This is a genomic window from Microcoleus harperi Pol14_C6 (assembly GCF_036701295.1).
Classification (GTDB): Bacteria; Cyanobacteriota; Cyanobacteriia; order Cyanobacteriales; family Microcoleaceae; genus Microcoleus.
This window is the reverse complement of the sequence record NZ_JAUBQN010000078.1, coordinates 1-10,482: the sequence shown is the minus strand read 5'-3', so window position 1 is coordinate 10,482 and position 10,482 is coordinate 1. Positions and strand designations below refer to the sequence as shown.

Below are 10,482 nucleotides of genomic sequence, written 5' to 3'. Positions count from 1 at the left end.
AGTAGCAATACCTCCCGAAAATTCAGCGGTATTCTTAGCAAAAGTCGAATTGACGATGTTAGTCGAAAAGGAATCTCGGTTAGCGATAAGCATTCCTCCGCCCTGCTTAGCAGCGCTGTTGCCGGAAAATGTACTGTTGACAATGCTGATATTTCCATTCTCTCCCGACCACAAACCGCCCCCATTATCTTCAGCTTGGTTATTAGCAAAAGTGGAGTTTGTTACCGTAAGATCCGTATTTCCGTGACGGATTGCGCCTCCCGAACCTCCAACTCCTGCTAGATCCTTAACAGCTTTATTGTTAATAAAAGTGCTATTTTCCAAAACTATCTTATCTTGAAGATAGCCAAATAAAAATCCCGCTCCTCCTTCTCTCGCTCCGATATTGCCATCAAAAACGCTGTTGCGAATAGCAATAGTTCCGGCAACTGAGCCGGGGGTTGCATTCGGCCCCGAAGCATTAGCCCCATCGACGTAAACTGCGCCACCAACGCCTTTCTCTGTGCGGTTGCCGGTGAATTTAGAGTTTTCGATCGTCATGCTGCCCAACAGGTTATTAACAGCTCCGCCGTAGCTGCCTTTGTTGTTGGTAAATTCGCTATCTCTGATAGTCAAAACACCGCCGCTTTTAGTCGCGATCGCGCCGCCACCGCGTTCGGTATTATCTGCTAGCGAACCGTCATTGCCGCTAAACTTGCTGTTAATTACATTGGTCGTACTGCGAAAACCAGTGTGAATGCCGCCACCAAAACCGGCAGCATTATTATTGACTTGGCAGTTTTCTAAAGTTAAAGTGCTGCTACCTCCTGTTTGAATGCCACCACCGGCGCTAGTTGCCTCATTATTCGGATCGGTTCCAGAAACTTTGCCGTTGGCAACAATCAGGTTTTTTAGAGTAACATTGGTCGAACCTCCTATGCGGATTACCCGCGAAGCATTGTTGCCGTTGATGGTTAAACCGGGTGCTGCAGCCGCGTCAATGGTGATGTTTTTGCCAGCGGGAATATCAAGTTGACCGCTGGTGAGGGTAATAGTTTGGGCGGCTAAACCTGAAGCGAAGGTAATTGTATCTCCTGCAACAGCGGTGGCGATCGCAGCCCTTAATGAACCGGGCCCGCTATCGCTATTGTTGGCTACTACGATCGTAGCTAAATCACCTTGGTAACTAGCCATAGCCTCTGGCTGCAAGGCTAAGTCCGATTCAATTTGACCCCTAGCAAATTCTAAATTCCAGTCGCCGCCGCTGCCGGTTGTGTTGGTGGATGCCGCAACGTCAGCCCCGGTTAATTGACTGAAGCGATCGACGAAATTAGCACCTGTACCGCCTGCTACATCGCAGCCGTACAGCATGATGTCTGCTTGTGGGGCTAGTGAACTTTGCCACTTTTCCAACTGGCTTTTGTATTGCTCTATGTTATCTGAACCCAGAGCAGTATTGCCTAATTGTAGGCTGCCAGAACTGCCGTGAGAAATAATGTGAACCGAGTCTATCGCCCCGTTAGTAGAGGCGTATTTGTCAATTTCCGAGGTGATTTGTTCGATGCCATTTTTGGTGCGATCGAGTATTACTACCTGCTGTCCCGGCAGCACTCCCGCTGCAATTGACTCGTAATCTTTCACGCCGGAGTCAATGAAGACTAAGGAGCGCGGTGGCTGTTTTTCAAAAGAAGATTGTGAGTTAACTTGAGCGAATGTAGAACTCATTTTGGAGACTCCATTAAGGGCATTATTGGTAGATACGCCCCGGAGTTATCTCATCAAGCTTATTTGATAACTGTGCGATTTTTGCAATTAACTTTTGTAGGGATTAGGTAATCCGAACTAAGGATAACATAGCCTAATTACAGTTGATCTGAGCCGCCGTCAGAAGTTGTGCAAACTTTATCAATCTCTCAGGATAGAGGCATATTTTTGAAGTGCCGAGGTTTTTTTCTCGATGCAGTCAAATTCCCCAGCCAAAATTTTGGAAACAAAATATTCACCGTCATTGATGCTGGAGTCCTTGAATACAAAGCTTTTGGATGGTAAATTTTCCTATTCCGAGAATCGAGTCGTTTCTCTTAAAGAAGCCAACACATTGAGTCCTCCAAAAGTGAGTTTAGGGGTAGATACAGCCTTGAATCCAGAGCTTCTGGAACTGCCAGCGGCCTTGTTTATTTCGCTCATTTTTATTTAACCTATCTATCAGTTTCCCCTATTTCTGCAGCTTTGCCATCCGCGATCACACGGAATTTACAGCACTTGCCGATGCTGTGAGGTACAGTAGCAGCAATGAGTCAACCAATCTCTTAAACGGTGAGGATTCATCAAATTAAGGGCAACTGCTGCGATCCTGGGGGTGACAAATATAGCTATAAACCTTGCCTGAGAAAGGTTCTAGTCCTGAGACCTTTTTGATAAAAGTGACGCTTATTACAAGTTAACTTCATTAACTATTCCACAGGTTCAGCATATTGTTCAAGATAGTTAACCCACTTTTGGCTATAATTAATTGCCATTTCAAAGTTTACTGCGTCTGCGATAAGTTATTTGGTTTTTTTATGCAAAAAAATACTTTTATAAATGCTTTTCTTGGACTACAATACCTTCAATAAGCTCGCAAATATAGGAGGCAATTAAAATCAAAAAAATTATTTTAGTTAATCGCTTCTTTATTAACCATGTACCCTCTAAATTATAGCTTTCTTTTTTACAATTACGGAACATTTTCTCAATTCCCATCCGTTGCTTATAACCAGCGATAGCTTCCGGTAAACTACCTAAGTTAGTTAGAATAAACCACGCCTCGTTAACTGCCCATACTTGATAATTCCTTTTCCATTTGCAGAAAACATCAAATCCGGCCAGTGGCTTAGCCTTTCTAACTTTTACACCTTGAAAGTATAGAGATGTTCCGGGCGTGATCCCTAACTCATCTAACTGTAGCCTGCAGCATATTTTCGGTTTCGATACAATGATTTCGTTTGAGTCGTAAGCAAAAATACACATCTTGCTCTCTCAGCCAGTTGGCCAAATCTACTGAACAGAATTCAGGCATCGCCTAGTACCACGAGCTGATAATCTTTAAATAAGGGTAAAATAGTTGAGATGACGGCGATCTGCTCATTAATATTACTGCTACCTCGTTTTGGTGTAACAGGGACCAAGATAACGGGATTGCTCTTCGCGGACATATCAGACTAACCATAAACAGATTGATACATCCCCATTGGCTGCGATCGATCGCGCTCAATAATTTCTGTCCGGGTTGGCAATAATTTGTCAACCAATAGGTAATTAGCGGAAACCACAGACAGGTTAAGGTAAGTTGGGTAAATCTAAAAATCTTTGTAACTTGCGGCGACGACATGAGCGTGGTAATGGGGTACGTAAATACGCGAGCAAGTAGTTCTAATCTCACCTGTTTTTCTGAGGTTAAGAGATTGAGCACTATTTCTATAACTAAAAATTGAGAGGGGGTTAGTTCTCTTTGGAAGTGAGTCTGATATAATCTAGGTAACATATTTTTGGCATAGGTCGAGTGTAACTTTAGCTTGACCTATCTTTTTTTAACACAGGTGAGTCAAATCTTTGCCCTGTCTGGCTTTTGGGCGGGGTTGTCACCCCGCCAGCAAAATTTAAAGGATTTAAAGCTAATGTCGCTTGTAAATGGAAAGGAAAATATCGTGGAGTCACAGTCAAAGAAGGAGGGTTTATATTAAGTAAATTGAAAACCTTAAAAGCTACTATAAGCGCTTATAAACAAAAATTTGATATAGAAGAAATGTTTAGAGATTATAAAAGCGGTAGCTATAACATTGAAGATGCCCAAGTATCATAACCCAGGCTATTGATCTTAATGTTGTTAGTAAGCATCGCTTATACAGCGACAATTGTTGAAGGAAAATTAGTCAAAAAATGGAGCAAAAAAAATATGTAACTCGTCCAAAACAACCCAAACGTATTTATCGTTTGCACAGTAAATTTCAAGTTGGTATGCGGGCAAAAAATTGGGTAATTTTTATGGATATTTGTCAAGAATAAGTTAGAGAATATATTAGTTTACACCCAATAAACTGTCAAATTATCAACGATGTAAAAGGGCTGCAAAGCTGAACAAAACTTTCTTTTAGCCATTTTTGTCACCATTTCAGCTCTTCCCCTTTCCCTCTTCCTTCGATATTTTGGGATTATTTTAAGGAACAAATCCGCACTCTGAACCTCGTGCCACTGCTATTCAAAGCGCACAGAAATCCGCCTGTTTGTAAAACTCCTCAGTTCATTTTTAAAACAGTAGTCTAGTTCTTTTGCCCACTTTCGTTTTAAGAAAGCCTTGGTTTGTTACCTTCCACTGAAAAATTAGGCAGGGTTACGCCACGGTGAATCTTCGGTGTAAGCTAAAGCTACTCGTTTTAGATCGCGACTATTCCAGTCATCTTCTGCGATTTGAACTTTAGTTTTAGCAGTTTCCCGCGTAAAAGGTGGCAGTTGTGGTTTAGTTTCCATCGGGTTGAATGATTTTGCTCCTTTTCAATGAGTCATCGAACTTAGTATAATAATGAACACAGCACAAGACCACTATAACCAGCAACTTGCTGCCGTTTACAGTTGGATGTCAGGAAATCCTGAAGCAGCGATCGAACGAAATCACGCTCTTTTTTGTCAATTGGCGCTCGACTCCGCACCGCGAGGATTAGCTATTGATTTAGGTGCAGGCTCAGGATTTCAATCTATTCCTTTAGCGAAATTAGGCTTTTCGGTAGTAGCTATAGATTTCTGTGATGCCCTACTTTCAGAGTTACGCGATCGCGCTAAACATCTTTCCATCCGTACCATTCACGACGATCTGCTTAATTTCTCGCAACATATTCAGGAACAGGCGCAGCTCATTGTTTGCATGGGCGACACACTTACACACCTAGAATCATGGAGTGCTGTCGATTCATTACTTTTGGACATTGAGCGCTGCCTCATTGATAATGGGATGTTGATTTTAACTTTCCGCGATTATGTTTCAGCACAGCTTCATGGAACTCAGCGTTTTATTCCTGTACAAAGTGATGAGTTTACAATCCTTACTTGTTTCTTGGAGTATCAGGAAAACAGCGTAGCAGTCCATGACTTACTCTATCAAAAACAGGGCGATCGGTGGTCATTCAGTGCCAGTTATTACCAAAAACTGCGGCTCAATAAAAATTGGTTGTGCGCTCGGCTATCTGAAATAGGTTTACAGGTACTTCAGAACGAGATGATTAATGGAATGGTTTGTATCACTGCCAAGAAATTATATTAGAGAATTTATATTAAAGACAACCGAGAGTCGCTCTAGTAACTGTTCCGAAATTTACAGCCCCATCTAGGTCTTAGAAACTTAAATCTCAGGAAACCTGATATGAAACTCCTCCGATGGCTGACATTGTGCTTCCTCTCCTTGACGCTCACCCTCTGGCTGGGCAGTTGCTCCTCCCCACCCCAAATCCAGGCGGTAACGCTCAATTTGGCTGCGTCAGGCATGGTTCGCACTGCCGTGGAGGAAATTGATCGACTCTATCAGCAGGAACACCCCAATATCTGGTTGAATCCGACATTTGCCGGAACAAGCGTAATCCGGGCAGCCATTGAGCAGGGAGAACCTTTTGATGGGGTTTTGTTATCCGAGATTTCAGCGCTGGATGCGTTGCAAGCCCAAGGGCTGATTCTGCCCGAAAGCCGTCGGGAGTTAGTGACCACCGATATTGTGGTGATTGCTGCGGCTGATTCTGCTGCGGTGCAACTGAATGATTTGCACGAGTTAGCGAGCCATCGCCTCAAAACAGTGGCAATTGGCAACAAAGACCTGGCGGTTGGCAGATATACCCACCCCATTCTGAGTCGGTTAGGCATCCTTCAGGCAGTAGAATCCAAGGCAGTCTGGGCAAAGGTCGATGTGCGGCAAATCTTGCGAGCCGTCGAGCAGGGAGAGGCAGAGGTGGGCATTACCTTTCTGCCAGAAGCCAAAGCTTTTTCCAAAGTCAAGGTATTAGCCACCGTATCGCCCGACCTCTATGAGCCAATTCGCTCCGGTGCCGCTGTGGTTAAAACCTCTCCCCATCTCCAGGAAATGCAGGCGTATTTGGACTTTGTAAGCAGCGATCGGGCAATGGCAGTATTTCAAAAATTTGGACTCCGCCCTCTGCGGTCTTAGATCCACGAAACTAAGCACGAGACAGACATGATGAAACAACCCTCTAACTTTCTCAAAACCGTTGCCGGGAGCCTGGGAGCAGCCACTTTCCTGGCATTAGCAGTGAGTGGAATCGCATTTTGGAGCGCTAACCGCACCTTAGAAACTAACCGCCAGATCGCCCAACATCTAAAAGCGCTCAATAGTTTGGAAGCGTTGACCAGTGCATTTCAGGATGCTGAAAAGATCCAGCGGCAATACCTGCTCGCGCAAAACAAAAATGACTTCAGGAAATTTGGGCTTCGGACGCTTGATGTCGATCAAGAATTGCGACAATTGCAAAGCTTGCTAGAGAACGATCCCCGCCAACAGGCAGCTACCAAGCGCCTGGAAGAATTTATCCTTCGTCGCCTGGAGGAACTCCGGCAGGGCGTGGAACTCCGGGACACCAAAGGGGCGGGGGCGGCGATCGATCGCACCCCCCCACGACTGCTCGACGAGATTACGCTGCTGACCCAGCAGATCGAAGCGATCGAAATCGTAGGGTGGCGGCAGAAACAGCAAGCTGCCACCCACACAACCCTTCTGGCAATGATGGCATTTCTGGTGGGCATCGCCCTCAACCTAGGAATTATTCTGTGGACTTACGGCCTGATTTGCAGTGAAATCCTGAAGCGGAATCAAGCCGAAACCGACCTTCAGCAAAGTAACCAGACGTTTCAAAACCAGACTGGCCTGTTGCAACTAATCCTCAACAGCATGAGCGATGGCGTGCTCGTTCTCGATGAAAACGGTCCATTCCTGGTGTTTAACCCCGCTGCCGAGCAGATGTTTGGCAAAATACCCGACAGCCAGCCGGAAGAATGGTCGGAGCAATATGGACTGTTTCATGCCGATGGGGTAACTCCGCTTCCAACAGAGCAAATTCCCTTAGTGCGGGCTCTTCGGGGTGAGGAGGTAGACAATATGGAAATCTTTACTCGTCATCCCCAGGCCCCAAAGGGCTTCTGGCTGACAGCTAGTAGCAGACCTCTGAGAGATGCCAGTGGTGCATTGAAAGGGGGAGTTGCTGTGTGCCGCGATATTAGCGATCGTAAGTCCACAGAACTACAAATATTGCGGGCAAAAGAAGCAGCCGAAGCCGCCAACCGCACCAAGAGCGAGTTTCTTGCCAACATGAACCACGAACTCCGCACCCCCCTCAACGGCATCCTCGGCTATACCCAAATCCTCCAGCGCGACCCCGCCACCACCGCCAAACAGATGAAAGGATTGGGGGTGATTTATCAATGCGGTTCCCATTTACTCACCCTGATCAACGACATTCTGGATCTGTCCAAGCTGGAAGTGCAAAAGATGGAACTCTATCCCCAGGATTTCCATCTGGCTAACTTCCTCTCTTCTACTGTGGATATTTGCCGCGTCAAGGCAGTGCAAAAAGGCGTAGAGTTTCATTACCAGCCCGCGAGCAACCTGCCCACTGCCGTCCATGCTGACGACAAACGCCTGCGGCAAGTGTTGCTCAACCTGCTCAGCAATGCGGTCAAATTTACCGATTCTGGTACCGTCACGTTTCGGGTAGAAGCGGTGGAATCAGAAGACTCAAATTCAGAACTCAAAATTCAAAACTCAAAACTTTCAAGAATTCGCTTCCAAATTAAAGACACTGGCATTGGCATTGCCCCAGAAAAACTATCCACGATTTTCTTACCCTTTGAGCAGGCCGGGAAACGCGATCGCAACATCGAAGGCACTGGACTAGGACTTGCCATCGGTCAACAAATCATCCAGAAGATGGACAGCGAAATTCACGTCGAGAGTGTAATGGGCCAGGGCAGCAGTTTTTGGTTTGAGATCGACTTGCTTCCAGCATCGGATTGGACAACACAAAATGCGATCGCCAACCACAAGGTTATTGGCTATCAGGGCGAACGACGCAAAATTCTGGTCATTGACGATCGCCAAGAAAACCGTCTGGTGGCAGTGAATATGTTGGAACCGCTGGGCTTCAAGCTGACAGAAGCTGATAATGGGCAGGCCGGTTTTGATACCACTATCCAGACGCGACCCGACTTGATTATTACCGATGTACATATGGCGATTATGGATGGCTTAGAAATGACCCGTCGCCTGCGACGATTGCCAGACTTTGCCCAAACTCCGATCATTGCCTCCCCTGCTACTCTGTCTCAGGTGGATATACAGGAAAGTCTGGATGCAGGGTGCAATAGCTTTTTCCCCAAACCGATCGAGTTTACTGGGTTGCTTGCCGAATTGCAGCGATATCTAGAATTGCAGTGGATTTACGAAACCGAAACAGAGGCGACTCAACCCACTGTCAGCAACACCGATGAGGTTAGCATCTTAATACCGCCTGCTGCAGAACTGGCAACCCTTTATGCTGCGGCTCAGGGTGGTTTTATGACCGATATCCAGCAGGAAGCCCATCGCTTAAAGAAATTAGGGCCGGAATATATTGCCTTTGTGAACAGAGTTCTAGAACTGAGTCAACAGTTTGATGAGGAAGCCATTCTGCGTCTAATCGAGCCACGGGTTTAGCCACTTTATCGATCTACCATTGGCCATTCATCCCTTCAATATATTTAGGAGTTTGCTGATGTCAGTCTATTCTATATCTCAAGAAAACACGATCTTAGTCGTAGATGATACCCCAACCAATCTGCAAGTATTGTTTGATTTGTTGAGCGAACAGGGCTACCGGGTGGCGATCGCCAAAAATGGTGAAACTGCACTGCAACGAGTGCAATCGTCTGAGCCCAATTTGATTTTGCTGGATGTGATGATGCCAGGGATCGATGGCTTTGAAACCTGTCAGCGGCTCAAAGCTAATCCCGCCACTCGCGATATTCCAGTTATTTTCATGACCGCCCTCTCCGACTCGCTGGATCAGGTCAAAGGGCTGAGCCTGGGTGCGGTGGACTACATCACCAAGCCGATTCAGCATGAAGAAGTATTGGCACGGATTCGGGTGCATCTCCAACTGCGGAATGCCACTCGGATCATGGAACAGCGCACCAACGAACTCAACCAGGCATTAGAAAGTTTCAAGCAAGCTCAAGTGCATCTAGTGCAAGGTGAAAAAATGTCTGCCCTAGCCCAATTGGTGGCGGGAGTCGCACACGAAATCAACAACCCGGTGAATTTCATTCAAGGCAATCTGAACTATGTCAAAGAATACGCTCAGGAGCTGCTGGAGTTGGTGCAACTGTACCAGAAGCACTATCCCAATCCGGTAGCAGAAATCCGAGAGCGGGCAGAATACCTGGATCTGGAATTTTTGCAAGAGGATTTGTGGAAGATGCTGGGTTCGATGAAAATGGGGAGCGATCGGATTGGCCAACTGGTGCTCTCCCTCCGCAACTTCTCCCGCCTCGATGAAGCCGATTGCAAACCCGTTGATATCCATGCCGGTATCGACAGCACTCTGTTGATTTTGCAACACCGTCTGAAAGCCAGACCCGATTTTCCGGCCATCCAAGTCATCAAAAACTACGGGCAATTACCGGAGGTCGAATGCCACCCCAGTCAACTCAACCAGGTATTCATGAATATCCTCAGTAATGCGATCGATGCCTTGCAGACATCAGGTGTCAGGGATAACCAACAACCTACCATTACCATCAGCACCTCGATCGGTAGTGCTAACTCGATCGCGATTAGCATTGCCGATAATGGAGTCGGTATCCCGGAACTCATTCGCTCTAAACTATTCGATCCGTTCTTCACCACCAAACCTGTGGGCAAAGGCATTGGTTTGGGACTGTCGATCAGTCATCAAATCGTCACTGAAAAACACGGTGGCAAGATTGAGTGTGATTCCACTCTGGAGAAGGGCACTGAGTTTGTCGTACAGATTCCGGTGCGACAGGTCATAGTAGAGGTTGCTTAAAAGAAGGGTTACGGTTCCGGCAACAATTATCAATCAATTTGAATACTCTTTATCTTAGAGAATAGTAATTAGGATTTTATGGGAATAGGACTTACTCACAAACTAATACTGTAGGCTGTGCATTACGCACCTTAACCCCTATCGGTAACGCATTAAACTATTTTTTGTATAAGTCCTGGATGTATTAGCTGGCGCTACTGCGAAGCTAGTTCCATTAATATCGTTATCTCCATTTCATCCACCGATAAATCATCCTTTGCTGCATCACCGTAATTCGAGAGGATAGCTATAGCAGGAGGCAGGAGGCAGGGCATAGGTAATCAGAGTAAGGGTTTCAGCAATCGATTTCGTCCTAACGAGACTTAAACAAAAAATCAGTGCTAAGCATGGTAAAATGCTTAGTAGCTAAGGTTTTCACATCGAGTCACAG

Annotated in this window: 8 protein-coding genes and 1 pseudogene; 6 read left to right on the top strand and 3 right to left on the bottom strand. The window is 46.0% G+C overall.

Annotation, left to right across the window (positions count from 1 at the left end):
* On the bottom strand, window positions 1–1,704 hold a 1,704-nt coding region (locus QUA27_RS26555), incomplete at its 3' end, for a DUF4347 domain-containing protein (protein ID WP_333071968.1).
* A 259-nt stretch (window positions 1,705–1,963) separates the two neighbouring features.
* Here QUA27_RS26555 and QUA27_RS26550 point away from each other — a divergent pair.
* Entirely contained in the window at window positions 1,964–2,176 is a 213-nt protein-coding gene (locus QUA27_RS26550; protein ID WP_333071966.1) for a hypothetical protein, read from the top strand.
* Between the two features lie 380 nt (window positions 2,177–2,556).
* On the opposite strand, the gene QUA27_RS26545 is transcribed toward QUA27_RS26550, so the two are convergent.
* Window positions 2,557–2,988: a hypothetical protein gene (locus tag QUA27_RS26545; protein ID WP_333071964.1), complete on the bottom strand. Its 432-nt coding sequence runs from the start codon at window positions 2,986–2,988 to the stop codon at window positions 2,557–2,559.
* Window positions 2,989–3,586: 598 nt separating this feature from the next.
* Between QUA27_RS26545 and QUA27_RS26540 the strand changes: the two genes are divergently transcribed.
* Window positions 3,587–3,820, top strand: a complete 234-nt coding sequence (locus QUA27_RS26540) for a hypothetical protein (RefSeq protein WP_333071962.1) — start codon at window positions 3,587–3,589, stop codon at window positions 3,818–3,820.
* Window positions 3,821–4,212: 392 nt separating this feature from the next.
* Here the strand turns inward: QUA27_RS26540 and QUA27_RS26535 are convergent.
* A pseudogene (locus tag QUA27_RS26535) lies at window positions 4,213–4,485 on the bottom strand (DUF1348 family protein).
* Window positions 4,486–4,537: 52 nt separating this feature from the next.
* On the opposite strand from QUA27_RS26535, the gene QUA27_RS26530 reads away from it, so the two are divergent.
* The 4 genes from QUA27_RS26530 (at window position 4,538) to QUA27_RS26515 (ending at window position 10,052) form a co-directional block, all read left to right on the top strand.
* The gene (locus QUA27_RS26530) at window positions 4,538–5,272 is read left to right on the top strand and encodes a class I SAM-dependent methyltransferase (RefSeq protein ID WP_333071961.1); all 735 of its coding nucleotides are present in this window, start codon (window positions 4,538–4,540) and stop codon (window positions 5,270–5,272) included.
* Between the two features lie 99 nt (window positions 5,273–5,371).
* Window positions 5,372–6,163, top strand: a complete 792-nt coding sequence (modA, locus tag QUA27_RS26525; protein ID WP_333071960.1) for a molybdate ABC transporter substrate-binding protein — start codon at window positions 5,372–5,374, stop codon at window positions 6,161–6,163.
* A gap of 27 nt (window positions 6,164–6,190) precedes the next feature.
* Entirely contained in the window at window positions 6,191–8,701 is a 2,511-nt protein-coding gene (locus tag QUA27_RS26520; RefSeq protein WP_333071958.1) for an ATP-binding protein, read from the top strand.
* Between the two features lie 58 nt (window positions 8,702–8,759).
* Complete coding sequence (locus QUA27_RS26515) at window positions 8,760–10,052, top strand: sensor histidine kinase (protein ID WP_333071957.1); 1,293 nt, start codon at window positions 8,760–8,762, stop codon at window positions 10,050–10,052.
* Window positions 10,053–10,482: the final 430 nt, after the last annotated feature.